The organism is Snodgrassella sp., from assembly GCF_024103505.1.
In the GTDB taxonomy this organism is placed as follows: domain Bacteria; phylum Pseudomonadota; class Gammaproteobacteria; order Burkholderiales; family Neisseriaceae; genus Snodgrassella; species Snodgrassella communis.
This window is the reverse complement of the sequence record NZ_JAGGIJ010000004.1, coordinates 62,781-88,032: the sequence shown is the minus strand read 5'-3', so window position 1 is coordinate 88,032 and position 25,252 is coordinate 62,781. Positions and strand designations below refer to the sequence as shown.

At 42.8% G+C, this 25,252-nt stretch carries 22 protein-coding genes; 7 read left to right on the top strand and 15 right to left on the bottom strand.

The window, feature by feature from the left end:
- Positions 1 to 7 precede the first annotated feature (7 nt).
- Positions 8 to 763 (bottom strand): triose-phosphate isomerase, encoded by a 756-nt coding sequence (gene tpiA, locus J6578_RS05545; protein ID WP_287954073.1) that lies wholly within the window; start codon positions 761 to 763, stop codon positions 8 to 10.
- An 822-nt stretch (positions 764 to 1,585) separates the two neighbouring features.
- On the opposite strand from tpiA, the gene J6578_RS10320 reads away from it, so the two are divergent.
- Positions 1,586 to 2,587, top strand: a complete 1,002-nt coding sequence (locus tag J6578_RS10320) for an MFS transporter (protein ID WP_353846663.1) — start codon at positions 1,586 to 1,588, stop codon at positions 2,585 to 2,587.
- 880 nt (positions 2,588 to 3,467) lie between these two features.
- Here the strand turns inward: J6578_RS10320 and J6578_RS05540 are convergent.
- Together J6578_RS05540 and J6578_RS05535 are read right to left on the bottom strand one after the other, a co-directional pair.
- A complete protein-coding gene (locus J6578_RS05540) occupies positions 3,468 to 4,331 on the bottom strand; it encodes a prephenate dehydrogenase (RefSeq protein ID WP_093093024.1) in 864 nt (287 codons plus the stop codon).
- Between the two features lie 58 nt (positions 4,332 to 4,389).
- On the bottom strand, positions 4,390 to 5,190 hold the full coding sequence (locus J6578_RS05535) for a 3'-5' exonuclease (protein WP_093093022.1): 801 nt from the start codon (positions 5,188 to 5,190) through the stop codon (positions 4,390 to 4,392).
- Positions 5,191 to 5,510: 320 nt separating this feature from the next.
- Between J6578_RS05535 and J6578_RS05530 the strand changes: the two genes are divergently transcribed.
- Both J6578_RS05530 and J6578_RS05525 read left to right on the top strand, forming a co-directional pair.
- The gene (locus J6578_RS05530) at positions 5,511 to 6,359 is read left to right on the top strand and encodes a DsbC family protein (protein WP_093093020.1); all 849 of its coding nucleotides are present in this window, start codon (positions 5,511 to 5,513) and stop codon (positions 6,357 to 6,359) included.
- Between the two features lie 225 nt (positions 6,360 to 6,584).
- Positions 6,585 to 6,932, top strand: coding sequence for a DUF488 domain-containing protein (locus J6578_RS05525; RefSeq protein WP_239428023.1), 348 nt, complete (start codon positions 6,585 to 6,587; stop codon positions 6,930 to 6,932).
- A 219-nt stretch (positions 6,933 to 7,151) separates the two neighbouring features.
- Here J6578_RS05525 and accD read toward each other — a convergent pair whose 3' ends face one another.
- The 12 genes from accD to J6578_RS05465 form a co-directional block, all read right to left on the bottom strand.
- A complete protein-coding gene (accD, locus tag J6578_RS05520; RefSeq protein WP_093093117.1) occupies positions 7,152 to 8,024 on the bottom strand; it encodes an acetyl-CoA carboxylase, carboxyltransferase subunit beta in 873 nt (290 codons plus the stop codon).
- Positions 8,025 to 8,092: 68 nt separating this feature from the next.
- A complete protein-coding gene (trpA, locus tag J6578_RS05515; RefSeq protein WP_100149995.1) occupies positions 8,093 to 8,878 on the bottom strand; it encodes a tryptophan synthase subunit alpha in 786 nt (261 codons plus the stop codon).
- A 154-nt stretch (positions 8,879 to 9,032) separates the two neighbouring features.
- Positions 9,033 to 10,394 carry a PFL family protein gene (locus J6578_RS05510; protein ID WP_037491392.1) on the bottom strand — a complete coding sequence of 454 codons (1,362 nt, stop codon included), beginning with the start codon at positions 10,392 to 10,394 and terminating at the stop codon, positions 9,033 to 9,035.
- A gap of 9 nt (positions 10,395 to 10,403) precedes the next feature.
- Positions 10,404 to 10,679: an ACT domain-containing protein gene (locus tag J6578_RS05505; protein WP_037491390.1), complete on the bottom strand. Its 276-nt coding sequence runs from the start codon at positions 10,677 to 10,679 to the stop codon at positions 10,404 to 10,406.
- Positions 10,680 to 10,769: 90 nt separating this feature from the next.
- Positions 10,770 to 11,948 carry an MFS transporter gene (locus tag J6578_RS05500; protein ID WP_287954072.1) on the bottom strand — a complete coding sequence of 393 codons (1,179 nt, stop codon included), beginning with the start codon at positions 11,946 to 11,948 and terminating at the stop codon, positions 10,770 to 10,772.
- A gap of 55 nt (positions 11,949 to 12,003) precedes the next feature.
- Complete coding sequence (gene trpB / locus J6578_RS05495) at positions 12,004 to 13,206, bottom strand: tryptophan synthase subunit beta (RefSeq protein ID WP_100149999.1); 1,203 nt, start codon at positions 13,204 to 13,206, stop codon at positions 12,004 to 12,006.
- A gap of 290 nt (positions 13,207 to 13,496) precedes the next feature.
- Complete coding sequence (locus J6578_RS05490; protein ID WP_093093006.1) at positions 13,497 to 14,720, bottom strand: hypothetical protein; 1,224 nt, start codon at positions 14,718 to 14,720, stop codon at positions 13,497 to 13,499.
- A 750-nt stretch (positions 14,721 to 15,470) separates the two neighbouring features.
- Entirely contained in the window at positions 15,471 to 16,079 is a 609-nt protein-coding gene (locus J6578_RS05485; RefSeq protein ID WP_093093004.1) for a hypothetical protein, read from the bottom strand.
- A 305-nt stretch (positions 16,080 to 16,384) separates the two neighbouring features.
- Positions 16,385 to 17,017, bottom strand: a complete 633-nt coding sequence (locus tag J6578_RS05480) for a phosphoribosylanthranilate isomerase (protein WP_093093002.1) — start codon at positions 17,015 to 17,017, stop codon at positions 16,385 to 16,387.
- 38 nt (positions 17,018 to 17,055) lie between these two features.
- Positions 17,056 to 17,907: a tRNA pseudouridine(38-40) synthase TruA gene (gene truA, locus J6578_RS05475; protein WP_239365797.1), complete on the bottom strand. Its 852-nt coding sequence runs from the start codon at positions 17,905 to 17,907 to the stop codon at positions 17,056 to 17,058.
- Between the two features lie 773 nt (positions 17,908 to 18,680).
- Positions 18,681 to 19,898: a hypothetical protein gene (locus J6578_RS05470; protein WP_239365799.1), complete on the bottom strand. Its 1,218-nt coding sequence runs from the start codon at positions 19,896 to 19,898 to the stop codon at positions 18,681 to 18,683.
- Positions 19,899 to 20,450: 552 nt separating this feature from the next.
- Positions 20,451 to 22,844 (bottom strand): motility hub landmark protein FimV, encoded by a 2,394-nt coding sequence (locus J6578_RS05465; RefSeq protein WP_287954071.1) that lies wholly within the window; start codon positions 22,842 to 22,844, stop codon positions 20,451 to 20,453.
- A 376-nt stretch (positions 22,845 to 23,220) separates the two neighbouring features.
- Between J6578_RS05465 and J6578_RS05460 the strand changes: the two genes are divergently transcribed.
- Genes J6578_RS05460 through J6578_RS05445 form a run of 4 tightly spaced genes read left to right on the top strand, consistent with a single transcriptional unit; the run spans position 23,221 to position 25,232 of the window.
- A complete protein-coding gene (locus tag J6578_RS05460; protein ID WP_239365805.1) occupies positions 23,221 to 23,769 on the top strand; it encodes a septation protein A in 549 nt (182 codons plus the stop codon).
- On the top strand, positions 23,769 to 24,065 hold the full coding sequence (locus J6578_RS05455; RefSeq protein WP_287954070.1) for a YciI family protein: 297 nt from the start codon (positions 23,769 to 23,771) through the stop codon (positions 24,063 to 24,065). Before J6578_RS05460 ends, J6578_RS05455 begins: the two co-directional genes overlap by 1 nt.
- A complete protein-coding gene (locus tag J6578_RS05450; RefSeq protein ID WP_287954069.1) occupies positions 24,058 to 24,363 on the top strand; it encodes a BolA family protein in 306 nt (101 codons plus the stop codon). The genes J6578_RS05455 and J6578_RS05450 overlap by 8 nt, the downstream gene beginning before the upstream one ends.
- A 2-nt stretch (positions 24,364 to 24,365) precedes the next feature.
- A complete protein-coding gene (locus tag J6578_RS05445; protein WP_093092988.1) occupies positions 24,366 to 25,232 on the top strand; it encodes a peptidylprolyl isomerase in 867 nt (288 codons plus the stop codon).
- The last annotated feature ends 20 nt before the right edge of the window (positions 25,233 to 25,252 follow it).

Here is a 25,252-nt window from a genome sequence, read left to right as displayed (position 1 = left end):
ACTTTTATCAAGCAGGCGCATATGCAGCCTGAATAATAGCGGTAAAACTGTCAGCCTGCAAAGAGGCACCGCCAACCAAAGCACCGTCAACATGTGACACAGCCAGAATTTCAGCCGCATTGCTCGCGTTGACACTACCGCCATAAAGGACGCGGATTTTAACATCTTCCCCACATAAAGACAAGATTTGCTGATAAATTAACTTATGCATAGCCTCAATCTGTGCCACAGCAGGAACTTTGCCCGTACCAATTGCCCATACTGGTTCATATGCCACCACAACCTCTTTCAAGCCCAGCTGCGCCAGCAGTGACAGTTGCGCACTAACCACCTGCTGCTCCTGCCCGGCTTCTCGTTCAACCAGCGTTTCACCCACACACAGAATCGGCAGTACACCAGCCGCAACACTATTCTGTAGCTTGGCCAGTAACTCATCATTGCTTTCCTGAAAATACTGCCGTCGTTCAGAATGGCCAATCAGCACAAACCGCGCCCCCACATCAGCCAGCATCTGGGCATTTACCTCCCCGGTAAAAGCACCATTGGCAGCAAAGCGGCTCACATCTTCCGCCCCAACCGCCAATGCCGTACCGGCAGCAAACTCACTGACCGCAGCAAGATAAACATTTGGTACAGCCACACCACAATATACATGCGTCGCTACTGCATCCACAGGTTTCAGCAACGCTTGCAGCAGCAATCGATTAGTCGCATTACTGCCATTCATCTTCCAATTGCCAATTACCCATTTTTGCTGCCACATAGATTTTTTCCTTACCGACAAATAACATGCCAAACCTGATTATATGACCATGACGGATATTCACCATTTCGTCACATACTGACATCCGCTTCAAAATGGCAGCATTGTAGCGGAAAATCCAATCTGCGTGCCAAGACTACTCTGGTTAATTTACAGTCACCAACTTTCAGCTTATTCAACATCTGCAAAAATACCATTTAAACCCCAGCAAATATCTCCTCACACTAAAACCTGCATAAACTTTATAGCAAACCGGTTCCATTCATATCATAAGCCTCATCGACTTACCGTTTCGGGTTCAAATAATATTTAAATCCATTTTTTGATAACCCAAGTGAGCGAGACTTCAAAAAACTTGCCCATCCTATTACACATCAAACACAACCATCTCCCCTCTCAATATTACCAGAGATACCGCAAAGTAAATTGGCATCACCCTGACTATAATTAATAATTCAAGCAACAGGGAACGGCATAGTCTACAAAAAGCCAATCAAAAAAATACACAATTCAAAATCACTATTTGCCTTAAATCCAGCAAATAAATCCCCCTGCTCTTAATTATATTAATTGCCAATAAACATAAAATTTAACACCCACGCTAACTTATTATCCCTCAGGCACCATACCGATATGTATCTCATATCACAAAATAAATATTTCTGTCTTTTAAACTTTGTGGTTATTGTCATAAATACAAATAACATCATTATTAATTAAAGAAACTTAATTTATGGAAATAACTCATAGCCCGCAAATAACACCAAAACAGAGCAAAATAAGTATTATTGTGTCCGTCGTACTTATCGTACTTCTAGTCGGATCAGTTTATATCAGCCAACTCATCTTTCAAGAAATAACCCAAAGCTTCAATATAAACACTCTAGAACTAGATTAGTTTTCAGCTTATCGTGTTTCTGTTATGCAATTTCTTTCTTCATCTATGGACCATTATCTGACCAAATATCAACACCACTATTAGTAATTTTTGGTTGTATCGGTACCATTTTTTATCTTAGCATTTCAGGATTTATTCAATCATTTAAACTTTATCTATTTATCATATCATTAACATTTTTTTTTGCAGCATCAGTTCCCGCAGCATTATTTGCCTATACAGCTAAAATTACCCCAAAAATAGGATTGATTATTTCTGCTTCCATTGTTGGTATGATTTTTAGCCGGAGCTTTATTGCAATACTAACAGACAACAGCTCTTGGCAATTTGCCTTCATGATTTATGCCACACTAATTTTTTGTACTTGCCTCTTTATTCCATATAGTATAAAAAATGCAGCCAGCAACCATAAATTAAGCATCATTCAAGCTTATCTGAACGCAACTCAATTATTACTACATAAAACCATCATTGTTTTTTTACTGGTAGGTTTTATACCCTTCTTCATTTATTTAGGCATATCTTCATTTTTAACCTTTTACTTAAAAGGAGCACCATACCACCTCTCCTCAACAACATTAGGCTGGTTAAATTTTACTGGTATCAGTGCCGTTATTGGTGCAACAATCACCAGTAAACTATCCCAATCCATCAAAAGCAACAACCTATTAATTATCTGCTTACTATGTATTAGTACATCAATTATCATAATTAGATTAAGCTCAAACCTAATCTGCATCACAATAGAAATTTTCACTTTATTTCAATTTGTTTTTAGTGTTCAACCAATCATAATGTCAATAATCAATCAAACTGTTACAGTAATGTCACGAGGCACAATCTCATCTTTATATTTACTTGCCTGCTTAGCCGGAGGCAGTACCGGCACATATTTACTGGGAATTGTATACAAAAAACCAAATTAGAATGGAATAATTAGCACATGCATGATTCTTTCCTTAGCAAATATAGTTTTAGCCTGCTTAGGGACAAAATCACTACAAATAGCAAAAAATAAAATGCAGAAAAAAATCAACAATATTAATATACTGAACCATTTCTACATAACTCTACCAATCCGAAACTAGCCACATCAAAATCTGCTGCACTACGCTAAAAGTTGAACCCTAGTAAAAAATTGACTCAATTAAACTCACCCTATCGTAAAACAATCAGTTCATTTTCTTCTACAGTTCGATTACCTTAACTCTTAAACAAATTACCTGCGCTTAATTAGTCTATCCAGCACTTTAAAGCAGTTACTTGACCAATTCACTACGCAATGTGCCCCTGATAATAAAGTTCAACCATTTGCGATTTGAAATCAGCACGAAACGTCCGCCGTGTACGCTCTTGTTCATTCATCTTTTTATCCCTTTTAGCGTTAAGTTTACCTTACCCCCTAAACAACCGTATGAACTAGTACAGCCTCCTCCACTAATAACTGGAAATACTACAATCATGCACGACCAAACAAAAATACCATAAGCATAAAGAAAAACAGATAAAAAAATGCGCACACGATTAAGTGTGCGCCAAGTCTACAAAGGAGAAATAGAGGAGAAACTGTTAAACCAGCTAGGAGCTGATTTAACGAAGCGAATTATGCATCAAATACGCTCGCATGGCAAGTCATATTTTGTATTAATTCGACAAAATAGAGTTATTTTAATTAAAAATGCCGCAAAATTGATTAACAGCACTTATCTGGCGCAGTCAAAAACGCTAAAAAATACTTTATTCGGCCACAACTTAGCCAGAGTAATGCCTTTATCTGCCCGAATCACCTCTTGCAGTACTTTTTTTCTAATTCTGCCAGCCTTCGCGTATTTTCTGTGCTTTGACAAAAAAAGCTGTCAACTTTTGGGCATCACCCTGTTGCAAACATTGCTGCAAATATACCAGCTCCTGCTGTTGCTGCTGTAGCAAATCAGCCAACACCTTGCGGTTAGCCAGACAAATATCTGTCCATATCTGCGGATGACTGGCAGCAATCCGCGTGAAATCTCGGAAACCACTACCGGCAAACTGCAACAGCTCATCTGCATTCGCTGCTTCTGCTAACTGGTGAACATACGCATAAGCCAGCATATGTGGCAAATGACTCACTGCCGCAAATATCGCATCGTGCCTGACTGCATCCAGATAATATATTTGTGCCTGCACTGCCTGCCACATCGTTACCACTGCCTGCAATGCAGTTTCATCTTGATGTTCATGTGCACAGATGATACATTTTTTTTGTGCAAACAAGCCAAACTGCGCCGCCAGTGCACCATGCCGATCTGAACCAGCAATCGGATGAGAGGCAACACAGCGCAGATAGTGATTTGGCAGCTCAGACGCAAAAGCCTGTAATGCCAGCTGCTTGGTGCTGCCCACATCAGTAACAATACACCGTTCAGGCAGGTATGGCGCCAGCTGGCGACAGATTAACGGCAATGTATTAACCGGTGTAGCAATCAGTACCATATCAGCATCAGCCACACTCAGTGCATCAATCTGAGTATAGGCATAATCAATGACACGCCGCTCCAGTGCCCGAGTTAGGTTATCTGCATCAATATCAATGCCAGCTACCTTGTCTACCAATCCGGCACGTTTCAAATCCAGTGCCAGCGAACCGCCAATCAGACCTACCCCAATCAGCACCAGCCTGTGCATTCTCATAACAGGAAATACCCCACACAAACCATCATCCCGACACCCTGTCTATTTGTCTTCATAATCAACTTGAGCGTCCCCACGCAGCCAGAAATTCCTGCCAATGTGGTGCCTGTATCCCATTCAGATAAGCTTTCAGACAACGGATTTCCTGCTCATACTCATCAGCATTGAGGGATCCACGCAACAGACTAAAGCGCAGATACATTAAATAAGTATTGGCTGCATCTGTTTCACAATAATGCCGAATTTGTGTCAGTTCACCCTGATGATAGGCCGCCCATACCTTACTACCATCCATACCCAGTTTTCCCGGGAAACCACATAATTTGGCCATATCATCCAGCGGTACACAGGCACGTGCCTGATATAAGGATAATAAATCCATCAAATCACAATGGCGCGCATGATAGCGACTGATATAATTATTCCACTTAAAATCACGGCTATCGCCAAAATCTCCTTCCCCCATATCCCAATAACGCGCAGCACTGATACCATAAATCAGGGCACGATAATGCAATACCGGCAGATCAAACCCACCGCCATTCCAGCTTACCAGTTGTGGTGTATGAGTTTCTATCAGCTCAAAAAAACGCGCAATCAGTGTTTCTTCACTGTCTTCAGGTGTCCCGATACTGCCAACATGGATTTTATCTGCACCCCAGCGCATACAGCACGATATGGCGACCACCTGTTGTAAATGCAGCTGCATAAAATCATGACCACCAGTTTTGGCACGTCGCTGCTGCAAAGCAAATTCCACCACCTCTGCATCACCCACATCTGCCGGCAAATGGTTCAGCACACGAATACCAGCCACGTCCGGAATGGTTTCAATATCAAAAGCCAAAATCGGATTCATAACATATGTTCACATCAATTATCGAACAAGTATTGTGGCATGAAGCTGATAGCCACGCCAGCCGTTTCACAAGCAAAATACCATTACATATCCATCACGATTGCTTTATACTAAACAACTGACAAGCAGGCCATACATAACTTGGATTCAGTGCAGCTATAGCGAAACAGATTGCAGCCCGTCTGGTTTCAAGACTGGACGGCAATAAAATAACAACATTTGCACACAAATCCTTTCATGCGCCCGACAGCTTGTGCATAATAGCAGCATATAATTTCAAATCATTCATTAACCATTAACTAGAGTAAAAACATTTCAATATGAAAAAATCCTGCTTATGGCATTGGCTTGCCCCCCTGCTCACCATATCTTTAATCACATCCTGTGACGGTACACCAGTACACAATACCGGTTCCGCAGCCAGTGCCGCTTCCGGCGTTAACGCAGCTGCATCCAGTAATAGCGCAGCTGAACTCAGCCAGAATGTCGACGCCGGTATCAGTAAAAAAGTTAGCGAAAATCTGATAAAAAAAATGCAGAAAGCATTCAAGGGGTCGAAATTAAACATACAGAGTATCTATACCACTCCGTTTAAAGGCATTTATGAAGTGGTAATTACCGGTAATCAGATTATCTATACTGACGAAAATGCTGATTACATCATGTTGGGCAATCTCATTGACCTGCAACACCATCAGAACCTAACCGAACAGCGTTTAAGTGAAGTGACCAGAGTAGACTTTAACCAACTGCCACTGGATAAAGCCATCAAAGAAGTTCGCGGTAACGGACAGCGTATCATAGCCATATTCTCTGATCCCGATTGCCCGTTCTGTAAAAAACTTGAAGAAGAAATCGCTCAGATTGATAACATTACCGTCTATACTTTCCTAATGCCTGTACCTGAACTGCACCCCACAGCACAGAAAAAAGCGGTACAGATATGGTGTCAGAAAGAACGCACCGCAGCCTGGACCGCATGGATGCGTCACAACAAAGCACCCGCCAGCGTAGCCAATTGTGACAATCCAGTAGCTGAAACCATGAAACTGGGTGAAAAATTCGGCTTTAATGGTACTCCCACCATAATATTCCCGAATGGTAAAACTATTTCCGGCCTGATGCGTAAAAACGATTTAGAGCAGGAACTGGGCAAAAACCAGAAATAACCAGCATCCATAGTTAAAAGCAGCCAGTTGTGGCTGCTTTTTTATTCTGCCCACAATCCAGTACGGCCAGCACAATACTTTCAGCGATAACATTTATAGAAACTGGCATCAACCACTGCGTTCACAGCATCCGAACATATTTTCAACTGCCATTGGCGCGATACAGTTGCCGCCAAAAATTTCAGAAATTATTATTAATCATTACTAAAATTCAGCTCAAAAACCATGTATAGCGTTCAACGTGTTTATATCTACCAGCACCAGCAACCAGCCGTATTAATTGACCGCCTGTGGCCACGTGGAATTAGTAAAGCCAGATTAAACGGTGTAGACTGGATCAAAACTGTTGCCCCCTCCAGCCAGTTGCGACAATGGCTGCATCAAAATCCGGCCAGCCGCTACAACGAATTCTGCCAGCTCTATCAGCAGGAGCTATATCAGCCGCAACAACAGCAGGCATTGCAAACACTACAGCAACTGCATCAGCGACACCAGCAGTTATGTCTGCTAACCGCGGCTAAAGACATTGCCCACAGCCATGTACCTGTATTACTGGCACAATTACAAACTTAAATCGGAAAGTAATACTACACTGACCAATCCACAAAAAGCCAGTTACCGCCGTTCGCTCAAAAATGTCTGACAACATTAACCCAGACGAACAAATCTGAGTTTACAGTTTCGCCACCTGTGCACAGACTTCATTTCGGCTAGACAAATAAAAGTGCCCTGAAACAATATTTCAGGGCAACTAGGGTTAATCGTTCAGTTCAACAAACGAAAGTACTCATATCAGGCTGCATCGGCACCAGCTTGCGAGCGTAACAAACCAATCAGACGTACAATACGTTCTTTTAATTCACGCCGGTCAACAATTTGATCGACTGCACCTTTATCCTGCAAAAATTCCGCACGCTGGAAACCCTCAGGCAAAGTCTCACGTACCGTCTGCTCAATCACTCGCGGACCAGCAAAACCAATCAACGCATTCGGTTCAGCCAGCACCACATCACCAATAAAAGCAAAGCTAGCTGATACCCCACCCATGGTCGGATTAGTTAATACAGAAATAAATGGCAGCGATTTTTCAGTAAGCAGATGTAAAGCAGCACAGGTTTTTGCCATTTGCATCAACGAATTCACACCTTCCTGCATTCGTGCACCACCAGAAGCGGCCACACAGATAAAGGTACAGTTATGCTTCACCGCCTCGCGCACCCCGCGCACAAAACGTTCACCCACAACTGAACCCATAGAACCACCAATAAAGTTGAATTCAAACGCTGCCACAACTACCGGCACACCATTCATAGTACCACGCACCACCACCAGTGCATCATTTTCCTGTGTCAGCTTACGCGCAGCACTCAGGCGATCCGTATATTTCTTACTGTCACGGAACTTCAGAATATCAATTGGCTTAATGTCAGCACCGATTTCATACTGCTTAGTTTCATCCAGCATCATCTGAATACGTTCACGCGCAGACACCGGATTATGGTGCCCACATTTCGGACACACTCCCATATTTTTCTTTAAATCAGTGGCATATAAAGTTGCCGCACACGACGGGCATTTCTGCCATAATCCTTCAGGGATACCTGCGGATTTAGCCACAGGATCTTTTTTAATCTTCGGTGGCAGGATTTTATCTAACCAACTCATGTTTTCATTCCCGGTTATTGCCAGCAGCCTGTAACAGGCTACCATGCAGAATTAGGACGCTGCACAGATTATTCCAGTGCCTGCTTGAGCTCGGCAACGACAGGTGCCAGAGCCTCAGCCTCACGACCAGCATGCTCGGCTATCGTCTGCACAAAGCGACTGCCAACGATCACCGCATCTGCTATCGCCCCGATACGACGGGCACTGTCGGCATCACGAATACCAAAACCCACACCAACAGGCACCTGAATAAACTGGCGTAAATGATCAATTTTACGCGAAACTTCAGTCGTATCCAACTGTGATGAACCAGTTACCCCCTTGAGGGACACATAATAAACAAAACCACTGGCTCTGCTGCCAATCAGCTTAATCCGCTCATCTGTGGTGGTTGGTGCAATCAGAAAAATACAGTCCAGCCCATTTTTCTGTAACTGAACATACAAATCATCAATCGCCTCTGCCGGGCAATCTACCGTCAACACCCCATCCACACCAGCCTGTACAGCAGCCTGTGCAAAACGCTCATAGCCCATATGATAAACTGGATTCAGATAACCCATGAGTACCACCGGCGTAGTCTGATTTTCCTGCCTGAACTGAGCCACCACCTGCAATACATCTGCTAAAGACACATGGTGGCGCAAAGCACGTTCAATTGCAGCCTGAATAACAGACCCATCTGCCATCGGGTCAGAAAAAGGCACACCCAGCTCAATAATATCTGTACCATTGGCAACCAGCGTCTGCATCAATTGCAGTGTTGTCGCCAGATCCGGATCACCACAAGTAATGTATGACACCAGAGCAGTGCGACCATGCAACTGCTCAAACGTCTGTTGAATTCTACTCATTTTCGTTCTCTACTTATTCCCGAACACATCAGTGGTGTAGCTAGACAACTACCATACTGTCTCCCTTTGTGAGCGGCCGAATATTGATAGCCTGCAACACCACCCGTGCTGATTGTCATAGCGTGCATCATAACATGCACTACCATTACAACCCTTAATTTTTCATTGCCTGCACCGGTGCAGGCACACGCCCGCCACGATTAATAAACACCTCACAGGAACCAGACTTCACCGGCATAACAGGAGCCCGTCCAAGCAGACCACCAAACTCAACATGATCACCTACATCCTTACCGGTAACCGGAATAACCCGTACTGCCGTGGTTTTACTATTAATCAGACCAATAGCTGCTTCATCAGCAATAATGCCCGCCAACGTACTGGCCGGAGTATCCCCCGGCACGGCAATCATATCCAGTCCCACCGAGCACACCGCAGTCATCGCTTCCAGCTTGTCCAGCGTCAACACACCGGCTTCTACCGCTGCTATCATACCTTCATCTTCCGATACCGGAATAAATGCGCCACTCAATCCTCCTACTGCGCTGGAAGCCATCATGCCACCTTTTTTTACCGCATCGTTCAGCAGTGCCAGTGCCGCAGTTGTTCCATGAGTTCCGCAAACACTCAATCCCATCGCCTCCAGAATCCGGGCAACGCTGTCACCCACTGCCGGCGTTGGCGCCAATGACAAATCCAGAATACCAAACGGGATACCCAGCATCTTACTGGCCTCATGCCCAATCAGTTCACCCACACGAGTAATCTTGAAAGCAGTTTTCTTCACCAGCTCGGCAACTTCAGTCAAAGACAGGCCTTGCGTATTCTGCAACGCAGCACACACCACACCCGGACCAGATACTCCGACATTAATCACACAATCTGCCTCACCTGCACCATGAAAAGCACCGGCCATAAACGGATTATCTTCCACAGCATTACAAAACACCACCAGCTTGGCACAGCCAAAGCCTTCCGGCGTTATTGCTGCCGTCTGCCGGATGGTTTCACCCATCAGCCGTACTGCATCCATATTGATACCAGCACGGGTAGAACCGATATTCACCGAACTGCAAACCACATCAGTACAAGCCATGGCATCAGGAATGGAACGAATCAGCACCTCATCCGCGGCACTCATCCCCTTATGTACCAAGGCAGAAAAACCACCGATAAACGAAATACCAATGGCTTTTGCGGCCTTATCCAGCGTCTGTGCAATCGAAACATAGGAATCCGCACCAGTAGCTGCACCAATCTGCGCAATCGGCGTTACCGCAATACGCTGATTCACAATCGGCACACCATATTTGGCAGACAGCTCCGTTGCTGTCTGCACCAGATTTTTACCAACCCGAGTAATCTTGGCAAAAATCTTCTCATTCAGACGATCAATATCCGTATCAATACAATCATGTAAATCAATACCGATAGTTATCGTACGAACATCAAAATGCTGGTCAGAGACCATACGTACAGTCTCCAGAATTTCATTATTCTGAATAGAAAATGACATAAGCGACTCCTAAATCCGGTGCATGGCATTAAATAAAGCCTCATCCTGCACACGGATGTGCAGCCCCCGTTTTTCGCCTTCACTATCCAGAAATTCACTGAACTGCAAACGCGGCAAAGTACACCGCTCCGTATCCAGTAAAATAATCATCGTAAAATAATCATCCATTAGCTGCTGGCTGATATTCATAATACTCACCTGATGATCCGCCAGCAGTGTGGCCACCTCAGCAACAATACCAATACGATCCTTACCAATCACTGTCATCACAGCACGATTAGACATAAACAATCCCATTCACAATTACAATCACAATTACAAACCAGAATAGACCACACCAACCACTTATCCAGCAGATAAAATGGTCGTACAGATCTAAGCCATATGTTCACATTTAAACAGCAGCGCACACAGCAAAATCAGCAGCGCAATCGCGCCACCAAGCAATGCCACACCACCCCAGCCATAATGCGCATAAGCCATAGCAGACGCAAGCGAACCGAGTACCCCGCCAATAAAATACATACTCATATAACCAGAAGCAATCCGGCCTTTCAGTGCCGGATCTGAACGATAAATCAGCGACTGATTACAAATGTGCAAAGCCTGAATAGCAAAATCCAGCAGTATCACACCACCAATCAGCGCCCACAAATACATTCCTCCTGCATACAACAGTGCCCAGCTAAGCAGAAACAACAGTGCACACACCACCGTCATCGCATAAGTATGACCTTTATCGGCTGCCCAGCCACCCACATTCGAACCAAATATTCCTAGCGCACCAAACAAACCAAACAAGCCAATCGTACTTAAACTGAAATAATAAGGAGCATGGCTTAGCAACAGCGTAAGCGGCGTCCACAATACCGAAAACAGGCAGAAATCCAGTGCGCCCAGCATACCGCGCTGACGCAATAACGGCGTACGCCACAGCAACGACCATACCGATACCAGCGTCTGCCAGTAGCCCAGCGCACTGCGCTCGCGCTGCACATGAGGCAACTTCCATTGCAAAATCAAAGTCATTAGCAACAGCATCGCCGCACCTAGCACATATACCATGCGCCAGCCCCACCAATGAGCAACCAGCCCAGAAAAAGTACGAGACAGCAGAATGCCAAGCAGCAGCCCACTCATTAGCGTACCAATCACCCGACCTCGCTGCTCCGGAGCCGTCAGACTGGCAGCCAGCGGCATCAGTATCTGCGCCACCGTACAAAAAGCGCCCACCAGCAGCAAACCACCAACAAACAGCCACAGGCTCGGTGCCAGCGCAATCAGCAGAGCACTGATACTCACCACCGCATACAGCGACACAATCAGCTTTTTGTTATCCAGCAAATCACCCAGTGGCACCAGAAAAATCAACCCGAGTGCATAGGCCAATTGCGTCAGCGTAATCAGCATCCCGCTACTGGCCACATACAGACCAAAATAGCGTGCCATTACCTCAATCAGCGGAAACACAAAATAATTACTGGCCACCGCCAGACCAATGGCCAGAGCCATCAAAAAAATCTGCACAGAAGACAGCTTAATACTCTTATTCATACACACAACAAATAATTATTATCCGGCTTCCAGCATAGCGCAGTAATCCAAATAATCACACATTAATTCCATCTAGCCGGGCTACCGTATTGATATCCTTATCGCCGCGTCCAGACAGATTCACCAGAATCACCTCATCCTTGCTCATCTTCGGCGCATTTTCCACCGCCCAGGCCAGCGCATGGCTGGATTCCAGTGCCGGAATAATACCCTCTTGATGACATAGCAAATGAAAAGCTTCCATTGCTGCCTCATCACCCATTGCCTCATACTGAACTCGGCCAATATCATGCAACAAACTATGTTCTGGGCCGATGCCCGGATAGTCCAGACCAGCAGATACAGAATGAGTGGAAACAACCTGTCCATACTCATCCTGCATCAGATAACTGCGAAAACCATGTAATACCCCAACAGGGCTGTGTGAACTGATAGGAGCCGCATGCTGATGTCCAGATAAGCCCAAACCACCAGCCTCAACCCCAACCAGACGGGTCTCGGACACATTAATATAAGGATAAAACAGACCTATGGCATTAGAACCGCCACCGACACAGGCCACAGCCACATCCGGCTGACGGCCAATGGCTTCCTGCATCTGCTCTTTCGCTTCATTGCCAATAACACACTGAAAATCGCGCACCATTTCCGGGTATGGCATCGGCCCTGCCGATGTACCAATAATATAATAGGTATCATCTACCCGCGCCACCCACTCACGCAAAGCCTCATTCATAGCGTCTTTCAGAGTACACGAACCGGAATCCACCCCAACCACCTGTGCACCCAGCAGCTTCATCCGGTACACATTCGGTGCCTGACGCTCAATATCCTCTGTGCCCATAAACACCGTGCATTCCATACCAAAGCGCGCTGCTACCGTAGCCGAAGCCACACCATGCTGGCCGGCACCGGTTTCAGCAATTACCCGCTTTTTACCCATTCGCTGCGCCAGCAAGGCCTGACCAATCGTATTATTAATCTTATGTGCACCGGTATGATTCAAATCTTCCCGTTTCAGATAAACCTGCGCCCCTCCTAGATAGGCAGACAGGCGGCGGGCATGGTAAACCGGGCTGGGACGACCCACATAATATTTCAAATCCTCATGGTACTGCGCCCAGAACGATGGATCAGCCTTTGCCGCATAATAAGCCTGTTTTAATTCAGTTAAAGCGGTAATCAGCGTCTCCGACACAAACAACCCACCGTGCTCACCAAAAAACCCCTGTTCATCTGGATAGTGATAATTTTCCATATTTCCTTCCATTGAGCGATAACTTACCCGCATAGTAAACTATCCAGTCATATTAACATTTTTTAAATACATTATCCTGTTATCCATACTTAATTCCGAATAAATAAAACCATTTCCCCCAGCCAAATAACAACAAAATCCCAGTTACCGCCAACCTAACAGTTGACTGACAACGGGGATTTATCCATATCTGCTTCAGATGAACGAATAATTCAGATTAGCAACAGTTGAAACAATATTTATCCAGTCTGAATACACGCACTATAGTAAACATGCTTAATAAAAAAAATTTAGTTACTGGTTTTGCGATATTTGATACCCAAATCTCTGGCCAGCGTTTTGGCCAGATCATCCATCTTCTTAGCTTTGGTATTGCCATATATTGAAAAATACTCAAACAACAAAATTTTTTGTCTTTCTTTTGTTGCAGTTAAAACCAGATTAACCGACCTGCCCGTTAAAATATTACCTTTCTTAATTGTCGTCAGCATACTATCGGATGATAAACAATAGCGAGTTTCACCTTTGATAGCATCGCTGATAGTTATGTTTTTCTCTGCTCTGTTAAGAATAATATATTTTGCTACTCTGCCTTGACTTTGATTACATTGATACCAATGGAAAAGAAATAATAGCGAAAATACCAGAATAATCAGAAAAAAAATCAAATCTCCAATAGAATTATGGTTTCTGAAATAACTGCCTGCACAAACTGCTACGCAACCTGATCCCCAGTAAATATAATTTTCTTTATCACTTTTTAATACTTTGTCAGTAATTCTATATTTTAAAAAAGGATAGACAGACCACTCAATAATATTCTTATTATGCTTCAAACCATTATTGATTGTATTAAAAATCTCTTTAGCATTACAGTCAAAATATCGAATACCTAAATCTTTTGCCAATAACGCCGCTACAGCATTCATCTTCTGTTGTAAGTCTTTTGAATTGGAGCCGTAGTACTCCAATAAAAGAATATGTTTATTTCGTTCTGGTATGGATAAAAACAGATTGATTGCCCGAGGACATCTAAGATCCATATTATTCCGTGAAGCATATAGATTCCAGTTGCTTCGCAGCAGATATTGTTCTTTATGTCCATTGATAGTGACTATCGTCAGCAATTTCCGATGCCGATCCAGAACAACATATTGTGCTGGCTTAATTGGCTCATTCCTTATGCTTAACAACATCAGATATATATAAAACCCCAAGCTAATAATAACAAGCCAACAAGAAATCCAATCTGTAGCAGTCAACCCACTTTCTGAAATCTTTTTCAGAAACATATTTAAAAAAAGCCCAAAACCAGCAAATAATATCATAAACAAATAACATATATATGACTGATACCTGAGATGCCGATCATCCTTTTTTCCTTTCAGTTTAGGATATACTGGCCATTGTAGAATTGATTTATCATTTTCCAGCTCCTCCCGAATTTGTTTAAGAATCTGTCGCGAATTTAACCTTTGTCGGTTCTGCCCTATCTTTACATTACTCCAATCCACCAATAAACTCCCTTTAACTGGTATTGAAACTAATTAATTTAAACAATTGAATTTCTGTATCAAAGCAATCTAACTATTATTCGCCTTTAATCAATATCCCAATAGAATATACTATTAAGATTATTGAAATCTTCTTATTTTAACTGGGATAACATTTACCACAATTCAAAAGAACACTAGAATTTGGATATTTCCATAAAATAAAGACATAAATTACTTATACTATTTATATAAAACTATTGTTGCAACAGCATAAGTAGCCTAGCTGATAATTTTGCCACACCTGATGCCCAAATCGCCAGCCAAAGCTTGCATTTGCGCTACCGGAACATGACGCTAAATCCCCAAATACACCTACCGCACTACCTTTTTTCGCATTCTAGTTGCAGATAGCAGCAAATTAACTGATTCTCAGGTTAAAATATTACTTTGAACAGCTACGTTTTACGCATCGAATAAGCTAGATAAACATTGAAATTTATCAATAAAATGGTAAACAATACAAAAACTGAATTTAGAATAGTTGCTTAAATACGGTAATCTATAACAAGCATTGCAGCCAACAAACAGCCGTACCCTAATTCTCCTCAAACAGATTATCTTTTCCTTGTAAATCAGCGTATCCTTGCCATTGCAGTATTATTTGTCCATGCTCCGGCTCTTCCCTGATAGTTCTGAGTACTTGTTGTATTCTGCGTATTATTATCATCTCCCTTGTCCGAAGCCTGCGTAGCCAAATACCACTAATACTCAATATATTTTATTGATCACATAATCCCGTGCACGGATAATATTCAATTCTTTAGCAAGAATATCTGCCACCTCAATCAATTGCTTCAAAGCGTCAACGTCACAGAAGAAATATTCAAACAGGATCTCAGCAGTTTTCAGATTTTCATCCTTGATTACTAGCCTGCCTCTGCGCCAAAGTGGTGGTTTATATGATGAAACTTTACGCCCATAAGGTAAAGCACACTCAACACGGATAAAATAATTATCGGTAAGCTGGTGTTGCCTGATCTCATATTGCTCATTGCTTACGGTAATCGTTCTATTTTCACGATCTAAGCGGATTAAATGTGATTCCTTTATAGCACAGGTTTTCTTATTATTATGCATCCATATCGCATAAATAATGATTGAAATAAACAATACTACAATCGAAAGACTATAAATAAAAAGTAGCTCAGCGATAAAATACAAACTAAATATAATTACATTCCAAATACTAAAATACTGGCCTGTCCATTTAAATAATTTAGAAAATCTTACCGGACAAGATTGCCACTCAATTATCGGCTTTTCTGACTGCACATCTGCTTTCATCTGTAAAAAAACTTTATGCTCTGAAAGCTTCATTCTTCCCCTTATTTTTTGACATTCTACCCATAACAAAACCGTGAAATTTAACTAACTAACAATTAAAATGTACACAACTGTTATTAATACATAACTCTTATAGCATAACACTCATATCAGTACAGCAACAAGCTGAGCAGAGGATAAAACAAGCAGCATAATTAAAATATTTACCAACAAGAAAATATAAAATCGGTGTGCATTTTAAATCGATTAATTAAATTTATTCTGAACAAGAGCGTTAAGAAACAGCATAAATAATCCCAATAAGATAATAAATATTTTCTGGAGCAACAGTATAAATATTAGTCCACAGACAGCCCAAAACCATTAATTGCAGCCATCAATGCCTGCATCTTTTCCCCATCCTTAATTCCGGCTGTGATTTCCACACCACTGGCCACATCCACAGCCTGTGCATGACTTTGTCTAATCGCAGAAGCAATATTTTCCGGGTTCAGCCCGCCAGAAAGAATCCATGGCTGATTTAGCTGCCGCGGCAACAACCGCCAGTCAAATGTCTGCCCCGTACCACCATACTGACCAGCAACAGCAGCGTCAAACAACAACGCACATGCATCCGTATATGTCGCAGCGGCTGCTTCAATATCAACCGTATTGCGCACCCTTATTGCCTTAATATACGGACGTTGAAACTGACGACAGAATTCAGCATCCTCATCGCCATGAAATTGCAATACATTCAATGGCACCTGCGCTAATACTTCCTTCACCTCGGCTGCACTGGCATTAACAAACAAACCGACTACCGTGACAAACGGCGGTACAGCACGCGCAATTGCCTGAGCCTGCTCCAGATTGACATATCGTTTGCTGCCGGCAAAAAAAATCAACCCGATGGCATCCACACCCAGCTGTGCGGCCAGCAGCGCATCTTCCACTCGCGTCATCCCGCAAATCTTGCTCCGAATTTTCATATCCAGCCTTTTTCTAAATCAACCAACCACAAACCGTATTAATTCAGATGCGGCCACAACCATACCGGTAACGTTGCCGTAGCCACCCCCCATTGTGGTGGATAATCAACGCCAGTAAGGTACAGCCCATCCGGCATAAATGTTGGTGGTGCCAGACGCCGGCTTTTCGCCGCCACCAATTGTGCAAACCCAGCCACACTCAGCTTACCGGCGCCCACATACACCAGTGCCCCCACAATATTACGTACCATATTGTGCACAAAGGCACTGCCATGAAAATCAATCGCCATCAACTCAGGGCTACCAGCAAGGCTTAGCCCATATAAGGTTTTCACCGGTGATTTAGCCTGACAGTCACTGGAACGGAAACTGGAAAAATCGTGTTCGCCAATCAGCATCGCCGCAGCTTCACGCATCAGTGCCATGTTCAAAGGATAATGAGTCCAGCCTATCCGGCCACGTAACTGCGGCATACGTACCCGACTGGACTCCAGCATGTAGCGGTAGCGACGTCCATACGCATCAAAGCGGGCATGAAATTCAGCAGCTACCGGCTGCGCTTTCACAATACGGATATTCTTATCCATTGCCGTATTTGTCCCACGTAGCCAAGCTTCAGCACTGCGCGGTGCATGGGTATCAAAATGCACAATTTGCCCTGTGGCATGAACGCCGGCATCCGTGCGGCCAGCTACCACAACATTAATCGGCTCTGCCGCAATAGCGCTTAAGGCTGCTTCCAGTACCGACTGAATAGTATACAAACCGTCCGGCTGCTTTTGCCAGCCATGAAATGCACCACCATCATACGCCAGTGTTAATGCCCAACGCTGCACAGGTCGATTTCCATCAGCTTTGTTCGCCAAGTGTTCTACAACATTAGCAGCCATTATTCTTCCTAACCCACACTAATTCACACCAACAAAATGCATTATTATCGCATAGCCATCAACAGCTTTCACACCCATAACCAACCAGTCTGTAACTTAAACTGACACCATACCGATTTAATGTCGCCCCTTCACCCTAACTAGCACTGTATTGAATACAAAAAAACTTCTCGCAAGCCTGCGCATTTCCCGCTTGTAAAAAACCATTCCACGGACTGCAAAAATACCATCGCAGCACAGATATACCGAACAACAACTCCAAATACCTCAAAAAGGCTCATTCCGCCACCTGACATCAACTCCGAAATTCAAATAAATAGCCTAATGGCGATTCCAGATATTAATATCATTCTAAATGACGTAACAAAACACTATCTGAAGTAATACATGCAACTGGCTTACATATCAGCGATATGGTAAACCCGCACTATTTAAATAAACTTGACCTACCAAGCAGTTCACTGAGCATCATCGGTAAGGGCACAACAAACAAAATAATACCCATTGATGAAGAATCCATAAGTTCGTTGCAGTATTACGGCAACTAATCCAGCCCAGTTCCACTTAAAAATCGCACCTGTAATGCATAATCTCAATTTATATTCATATTGCTAACCCATGCCTACAAGCAAGTGGTACCACAAAATCATCCGTAAAGCTAAAAGCCATATCAATCAAAAAATGCCAGCACACAGCAGCACTGGCATTTCCAGAATAAGAATCTATTCAATTGAGAAATAAACAAAAACCAAATTTTAATAAATTGATATTATTTATTTTTGAAATAGAACATTTTTTCTGCTGGATTCTAGAGTAAATTTAGGGTGAGACCTATAATCAAAATAAATCCAGAATGAATTATTCATTTTCTTATTCCCAAGTAGTCGACGGATTTTCAGATCATCCATGGTGAATCCATTTATTCCATGCATTGCAAGTAAACGACCATGATCATCGAAGTAAAAATCCGTTATAGCAGAATCATATTTAACTTTATCCAGTTTACCACTTTGCACTTCCTCACGAATTTCATCCAATAATTCTTGCAAAACAGCATAATCTTCGTTCTCTGATTTATCAGCTTGACCATTCAAACCTGCATCACGTTTTTCTGATTGTTTTAACTGCTTATTTAGGCTATCAAAAGCAGCAACAGCCGCTATCTGATCTTGCTCTCTAGTAGAGTTAAGTCGAATTCGATAACGAGCTCCTAATTTCTTACCAGCCTCATCTAATGATAAATAAACAAAAGCTTTTTTATCATAACTGGCATAACCATCGTCAATTGCCTTTGGAATAGCATGTATTAATTCCTTCAATGGCAACCTATTTGTCCATTCAGGTAATGTTTTTTCAACATATGATTCTTCAAAAATTCCGACCGGTTTGCCTATTAATATACTGCCGATAACATTAACAAAAGGTCTAATTGCTCTTATATCCATAATCAGCACTTTTTTTTGAAAATCTACCTGCATAGGCATCTTAATCGAAAATAATATATTTGATGCCTCATAACGTACTTCAGGAATTAATTCAAATTTTCCATGCGGTACATCTACCGCACCGCTAAATGGAATAGACACTTGATCTACAATAAGGCTTAAAGTCTTATTCGATAATTCTTCGCATTCGTCACAATCTTCTGAAAGAGTACCATCCGCATAATGTGATTGTGCATTTGCTTTAGTACTCATTTCAACTTCGTGTTTTTTTCGAACAGGCTCAGATGAAAATGCAGAAGCAGCCACTTCTTCTGTCTTATCATCTAAAGTTTCGTTTGCTACCTGATTCGAAGAAGTTTCCACCTTATCCCGATCAACCAACAATCGAATCTGACCATTAAAATTAAACTGATTATCGCGCAACAAATTACGCTGTATTCCCTGCCTAACCAGTTCATCCGGCGCTTTATTACTCACGGTACTACAGGCTGACAGCAGCATAGCTATTGCCAGCCACATCATTTTTTCACCAATTCCCATTTGCATATACATTCCCCATATTCAATGCTAAATGTAAATATGTCATACAGTTATAATCTATATGAATAATTATAACACAAGAAAGTTCCAAGTCTGATTAAATACCAAATCAAATAGCAAAATGATTTATTAGAATCAATATGTTAACTTGACATTAATTAAATGTCCAGAATTATATTTATGTTATATACAATATCCTAATAAGCTAAAATTACCAAATAGTTTTGCCTGTCACCACAAAATAGCTGCAACCAAATTCCTGTCATCCTGTTTTTATCAACTCCTTTATTCAATTTATAATGATTAATGCAGTTGCAGCCAACTATTAAAATCTATTAGCGAAGCTCATCAGACTGATTCATACCCTGATAGAGTTCACAAAATCAAAATTAGTCATGGTCACAGAAACATTAAACCAAACTGTTTTACCAGATAATTAAATTTCAATAAGACATACACACTTAGGGCAAATAAAAAGACTGAATCCAGACACAGGATTCAGTCTTAATCAGGCGCAGAAAATACTACTCCTAGTAACTAAAACGCAATCAATACAAATTAGCCACCCAACTGCTGCAATAGATTCTGAGCTTCAGCCAGTATTGAACCATTTGCTTCATCAACCAGCTCACGCAGAGTCTGGCGCGCAGTAACTGCATCATCCATTTCCAGATACATTTTTGCCAGTTCCAGTTTAGCCTGTAGTGGCACAGCCTGCTGCTCGGGCGTCAGAGGTTGATCAACAGGTTCAGATTCAGCAGTTTGTTCCAACCAATCTTGCGCACCATTTCCGGTGGCAAATGAAGAGACCGGAGTAGTAGTGGTGGCTGTAGCAACATTATCTGTAGCAGAAGATTCAGACTTATCATCATCCAATGAAAAGTCCATAGACGAAACATCCTGCGTATCCACTTTCGCTGCCGGTGTAGAATCAGTAACTGGAGAAGCAGATTGAACCGTTGAATCGTCATCACTTATATCCAACGCTTCCCAGTCAATATCTGTTGAAAGTGCATCATCTTCTGTCGCAAGTACATGCTGCTCAGACGAAACCGGAGCCGGCTCTAAAGTTGAAAGCACTTCTTCAGCCGCAGGTGTAATATCCTGTTTGGCTTCATCATCCAACTTAAAGTCTTCATCCCACTCTAAATTAGCCAGCTCATTTAGCATCTCAATTTCTGAAGCAGCTGAATTAGACTGCTGTCCCGCTGTAGCACCCTCATGATGGGCTTTTATTTGAGGCTCATCAGCCACCACCCACTCAAAATCTGTATTATTTACTTCTTCCTGAGGTGCAATATCAGTTGATTCGTGTGCGGTTAAAACTTCCGGTTGCTCGGTTTCATCAATCTGATTCAGCCAAGATAAATCGTCATTATTATTATCCAGCTCTGTAGTTGTAGGCACTACCGTATCTGCCGGCGCAGCAGGAGTATCATCCTCAAAATTAAAATTCAGCCAATCAGTATCGTCTTCTTTCTGCTTGTCCGCAACTGCTTCTGCATCAGAAAGCTGTGATACTGCGGCTGCTTGATTCACCTTACCGCCGGCCGGTGCATCAGCTTCTGCTGGAGCGTCTGATGCCACTCCATTTAACCATGACCAGTCGTCATCGCCTGCTGCTGTACTAGTAGCAGCTGCTGTAGCAGCTGCTGTAGCTGCTGCTACAGTTGGCGCAACAGTTTTAGCCGGTGTAGCCGGAACAGATACAGATTGCTCTACTTTAGGTTTAGGCGGCTCTGCATTAAATACCACATCATCATCTTCATCATCAGAAGAATAATCGTCTTCATATTCATATTCTTCTGCGTCATGACGTTTTTTACGCCGCTGCCAAAGTAAAGCAGCAATTAACAGAATACCTGCCACACCAGCCAATGCATATGGCCACCATGCAGGTAGCATAGACTCTTCTACAGGCTGTACTGATGGCTCCGCATGATTGACTTTAGGTTGTACTGGAGCGGCCTTAACCACTGATGCAGCTGATGCGGCAGGCGCAGATGCCTGAACTGGCGCAGATGCCTGAACTGGCGCAGATGCCTGAACTGGCGCAGATGCCTGAACTGGCGCAGATGCCTGAGCTGGCGCAGACGCCGAGATAGTATCTGCTTTAACTTCTCCAACCTTGGCTTGAGCTGCATCACCAGCCACAGAAGCCATAGTATTTACCGGCTTACCCGCATCAGCATTTGCCTTACCCGGTTTTTGTGCCGCAGTATTCTGTGCTGTATCAGCAGTTTTTTGAACTGTTTTAATTTTTATTTTAGATAATTTATGCAGCTGTGACGTAGATGGAATATTCAAACTGATATCACGGTACATAAAATCCGGATTATCATTGCGGAAAGCATGCGGATTGGCAACAATCAGAGCATGCATGGTTTGTTCCACACTCAATCCCTGTGGCCGTACCTTGCGTGCCACATCCATTAATGTCTCATTGTTGTCTACATGATATTTCACTACTGCATTTTCAGATGCCAGGCCGTTTTGCAGTGCGGTAGTAGCCCGAGCAGCAGATTTGCTTTTCGCAGACTTATCCAGTTTGCGTTGCTTACCTGTTGCCTTTCCTGAGTCTTTTCCTTTACCTGAATCTGCTGACTCATAACGGTATGCCGGCGGATCAAGTAGGGCTGTATATTGCCGCCCCTGACTGCCGGCAGTAAGACTGAAAGACAGCATGGGATCACGAACAGGTTTACTAGAACGCAAATGAATCACAGCATTCTTTCCCTGTGCCGTTACACGTACCTGTAATGGAGCCCCTGAAACTGCTGGTCGACCCCGTAATGCAGCTCTGGCTTCATCACCAGTTACAACCACACTTCCTGAAAATGGTTCTCCCAATGCCGAATTAACTTGCAAGCTACCCAGCCCTGCCCATGCAGGTGCACTGGCTAACATACATAAAGACAGTGCGATGATTTTTAAATTATTTGCTTTCTTCAATCCCGTACCCTCACCGGTAAAGCACCATTGCCATCAGGCGCGTGCCCATTCAAATATGATAATTTCTACAAATACTGCAATGCATCTGGTATTTAACGTTCACCAAACCTGTTTTTATATTATCTCACGCTATAATAGCTTTTGCGACACTTTAATGCCAAGTTACCTTTACATATTTTCGTTGAAAGAGTGCTTATTTGTGGACATTTTCAGACGTATTTTTAAAAAAAAGACCTGAAACCAGTATACAACAACAGTAAAATTTTGTTTAATATCTTGCTTTAATAGATGCCAAGTGTAAAAACTCAGGGTATTATGGCGAATATCCTACCTCCTTATTAACCTAGACCAGAAATAAACATCTTAAATCCTAATAATGAAAGCAGTATTCGAATTCTTGGTAGTTATTCTTTTCTTTGCTACCTACGCCTTAACCAAAAATATTATCCTTGCGACCGAAGTAGCCATTATTGCCGGCATTATACAGGCCGCATGGTGCCTGTTTAAATATCGTCGCCTGCAAACCATGCAGTGGGTAAGCCTGTTACTGGTTGTGGTAATGGGTGGTGCAACTATTATTTTTAAGGATCCGCGCTTTATTAAATGGAAACCTACGATCCTATTCTGGCTAATGGCTATTGGTCTGCTAGGATCGCAAATATGTAATAAAAATGTACTGAAAAGCACTATCGGCAAAGAAATTACGCTACCGGAAACTATTTGGCGTAAACTTACCTATGCTTGGGTTATCTGTCTGCTGTGTCTGGGTGCACTTAATTTGTGGGTATTCTTAAACTTTTCTGAACAAATTTGGGTGAACTACAAGCTCTTTGGCAGTATTACAATAATTGTTCTTTTTAGTATAGGACAATCTATTTACATTAGCCCGTATATTAAAACCAATATTAAAAAGGATGAGTTGTAATGCTGTTTATGTTAATGGCTACCGATGCCGATAATAACAGTCATGAAGCACGTATCAAGGCTCGGCCAAAACATTTGGCTCGTTTACAAGAATTACAGGCACAAAACCGTTTGGTTCTGGCTGGCCCCAATCCGCTGCCGGATGATGACAGTCATTTCTCCGGCAGTCTGGTGGTTGCTGACTTCAACTCACTGGACGAAGCACAGGCATGGGCTGAACAGGATCCCTATGTTGATGCTGGTGTTTATGAAGAAATTCTGATTCGTCCTTTTAAAAAAGTCTTGCCCAATGACTGATATTCAGACTGCCATTCGTACACGCTTACAACCGCTGACACCACAGCAACTGGAACTCACTGATGACAGCAATTTGCATATTGGACATAAAGGTCATCGTGGTGGCGGGCATTATCGCCTGCTGGTTGTCAGTGATGCCTTTACTGGTTTATCGCGTCTGGCTCGACATCAGAAAGTTTATCAGTTACTCGAAGATTTATTCAGGGCAAATAACATTCACGCCTTAAGCATTAAGGCGTTTACTAACAGCGAATATTTAATAGGCAATAATTCATTTTATCCACTTAAAGAGAGTTAACCATGAAAAAACAATTAATTGCTGCTGCCATTATGCTCGGATTAACCGGCATTGCCGCCGCTCAAACTGTAGTTACTGTTAATGGAACCAAAATTGACAGTAAAGAAATTGATAATCGGGTAGCCATACTGGTTCAGGAAAGCCAGAATCAGATTCAGGACTCACCCGAGTTACGCAAAAACATTACCGACCGCCTAGTAACCCGCACCCTGTTAATTCAGGCAGCTAAAAAACAGAATCTGGACAAAGACCCTGAATACCTGAGCGCATTGAGTCAGGCAGAAGCAGAAGCCAAACGTCTTGGTGATGATAAAAAACCCGGATTCAAGGAAGAATGGGCTTTCTTTAAAGACAATCTGCTGACACAGGCTTATCTGGCCAGCGTAGTTAAAAACAATCCGGTAAAACCTGAAGATGTACGCAATGCCTATAATGATCTGGTAAATTACTACAGCGGTACTCAGGAAGTACAATTAGGTGAAATTCTCACCCGCGACGCAGATACAGCCAATAAAGCCATTGCCCAATTACAGGCGAAAAAAAGCTTTACTACAGTAGCCAAAGAATACACCATTGATCCGGCTGGCCGTGACAACGGTGGCATTCCAAAAGGCTATGTTGCCATCAAAGACTTACAAGCGAGTGCTACTCCGGTTTTCAATGCCATTAAAGACCTGAAAAAAGGTCAGTACACCACCACACCGGTACAAGGCAACGGCAATATTTACGCAGTATTTTACGTAAACGACAAGCGTAATGTTAAGCTACCAACCCAGAAAGAAATGGAACCGATTCTGTCACGTCGACTACAAAGCGCCTTAATGGCCAATGCTATTGAGCAGCTTTACAAGAGTGCCAGCATTAAATAACAACTTTATTCTGACAATGA

Coding starts and splice junctions, on each gene's coding strand:
- tpiA (WP_287954073.1), bottom strand. CDS start 763: ATGTGGCAGCAAAAATGGGTAATTGGCAATTGGAAGATGAATGGCAGT.
- J6578_RS05540 (WP_093093024.1), bottom strand. CDS start 4,331: ATGAGAATGCACAGGCTGGTGCTGATTGGGGTAGGTCTGATTGGCGGT.
- J6578_RS05535 (WP_093093022.1), bottom strand. CDS start 5,190: ATGAATCCGATTTTGGCTTTTGATATTGAAACCATTCCGGACGTGGCT.
- J6578_RS05530 (WP_093093020.1), top strand. CDS start 5,511: ATGAAAAAATCCTGCTTATGGCATTGGCTTGCCCCCCTGCTCACCATA.
- J6578_RS05525 (WP_239428023.1), top strand. CDS start 6,585: ATGTATAGCGTTCAACGTGTTTATATCTACCAGCACCAGCAACCAGCC.
- accD (WP_093093117.1), bottom strand. CDS start 8,024: ATGAGTTGGTTAGATAAAATCCTGCCACCGAAGATTAAAAAAGATCCT.
- trpA (WP_100149995.1), bottom strand. CDS start 8,878: ATGAGTAGAATTCAACAGACGTTTGAGCAGTTGCATGGTCGCACTGCT.
- J6578_RS05510 (WP_037491392.1), bottom strand. CDS start 10,394: ATGTCATTTTCTATTCAGAATAATGAAATTCTGGAGACTGTACGTATG.
- J6578_RS05505 (WP_037491390.1), bottom strand. CDS start 10,679: ATGTCTAATCGTGCTGTGATGACAGTGATTGGTAAGGATCGTATTGGT.
- J6578_RS05500 (WP_287954072.1), bottom strand. CDS start 11,948: ATGAATAAGAGTATTAAGCTGTCTTCTGTGCAGATTTTTTTGATGGCT.
- trpB (WP_100149999.1), bottom strand. CDS start 13,206: ATGGAAAATTATCACTATCCAGATGAACAGGGGTTTTTTGGTGAGCAC.
- J6578_RS05485 (WP_093093004.1), bottom strand. CDS start 16,079: ATGAAGCTTTCAGAGCATAAAGTTTTTTTACAGATGAAAGCAGATGTG.
- J6578_RS05480 (WP_093093002.1), bottom strand. CDS start 17,017: ATGAAAATTCGGAGCAAGATTTGCGGGATGACGCGAGTGGAAGATGCG.
- truA (WP_239365797.1), bottom strand. CDS start 17,907: ATGGCTGCTAATGTTGTAGAACACTTGGCGAACAAAGCTGATGGAAAT.
- J6578_RS05470 (WP_239365799.1), bottom strand. CDS start 19,898: ATGCAAATGGGAATTGGTGAAAAAATGATGTGGCTGGCAATAGCTATG.
- J6578_RS05460 (WP_239365805.1), top strand. CDS start 23,221: ATGAAAGCAGTATTCGAATTCTTGGTAGTTATTCTTTTCTTTGCTACC.
- J6578_RS05455 (WP_287954070.1), top strand. CDS start 23,769: ATGCTGTTTATGTTAATGGCTACCGATGCCGATAATAACAGTCATGAA.
- J6578_RS05450 (WP_287954069.1), top strand. CDS start 24,058: ATGACTGATATTCAGACTGCCATTCGTACACGCTTACAACCGCTGACA.
- J6578_RS05445 (WP_093092988.1), top strand. CDS start 24,366: ATGAAAAAACAATTAATTGCTGCTGCCATTATGCTCGGATTAACCGGC.